Source organism: Oleiphilus sp. HI0079 (assembly GCF_001635105.1).
This window is the reverse complement of record NZ_LWFT01000851.1, coordinates 1-1,184: the sequence shown is the minus strand read 5'-3', so window position 1 is coordinate 1,184 and position 1,184 is coordinate 1. Positions and strand designations below refer to the sequence as shown.

At 45.7% G+C, this 1,184-nt stretch carries 1 protein-coding gene and 1 pseudogene; both read right to left on the bottom strand.

What is annotated here, in order from left to right:
- Positions 1–389: pseudogene (locus A3750_RS26930) on the bottom strand (hypothetical protein); the annotation flags it as partial.
- A gap of 14 nt (positions 390–403) precedes the next feature.
- Positions 404–1,184 (bottom strand): DUF3570 domain-containing protein (locus tag A3750_RS16035; RefSeq protein ID WP_068548437.1); only part of this gene is annotated, 781 nt, incomplete at its 5' end.

Sequence of the window (1,184 nt, the reverse complement as noted above, 5' to 3'; positions counted from 1 at the left end):
TTCACGCTATCGAGTTTTAGAAACTGACCAGTGTCGAGAGAAAGGAACACCACAAACTGGGTATTTGCAGGAAACAATAAATCTTCTTCGAGAATAAAGAGGTGACGATTGAGCTTGATGACCTGTTTCTTCAATTCTTCCACGCTAAGAGCAACCGGTTTTGACTTATCGATGGCATACTCTTTAGGTGCATCCGTTTCGCTCTGCGGTGAAGCTTCGTCGTCGTTTTTTACTTCGGTAAACGGCGAGCTCGTATTCTCAACGACCGTAAATGGTGACTGGCTTTCCGCTTCTTCAGCTAGAGCAGACAAACTCGTAAACAGACAAACGAAAAGTGCTGCCATTAACCAAGCAAGCCGATGTTTGATGATGTTAGTGTTGGCGTTCATGCTTGATAGTCCTGTTAAAATTCGACAATTAATGATGTGCGTGTGACCCAAGCGTCGAGCTCATATAGCGGCTCTTCGCCCGGCAAGTAACTTCCCGACGCGGTTACGTCTCTAAAGTTCTCGTAGTCGTAATCAAGAATGTCGGCCAAAAGGCTTAGCTGGAGGCGCTTAACGAACGGAATTACACCCTGTTTGACCTCATAGCTCACACCAAATCCGTACGTAATACCAGAATAGGTGCTTAGCTCCTTATCTCTGGCAACATGGGTTTGAGAGTTCGCGAATGGAAAGAGATCGCTATAAAACCGAGCTTGATCCTGTTCGTAATAACGCAGGCGTGTTTCGAAGATCCATGATTCGTCGAAAGCATGACTGTAGGAAACACCATAGGTGTTTGCTTGAATGTCCCAGCTATCGGAAAAATAACGGTATTCTAATTTGACCGAAGCACGATAAGGTAAGAAATACATTCCACGAAACCCAAGCGCTGTGCTTGTTCGTGTATCTGGATAAACCTCAGGTTGATATAGGTAGGCCGTGCTGTCATTCGGGTCGACATAACGATTTTGACGATAGGGATTTTCAAGCTTTCCTTCGTCGGTAATCACATCGACATCGATGCTAAACAGCGCGTTTTTTGTAATAACTTGCGTCAAGCCAAGATTATAATTCTGAAGATCTTTGTCTTCCCAGTCGCTTTCTGCCTGCCCCCGTTTCCCGACAGAGTCCCAACCACGAGCGTAAGCGAGCGACAAGGTGGTCAGATCACCAAAGAAGTCTTGAGCCACCGAAAAA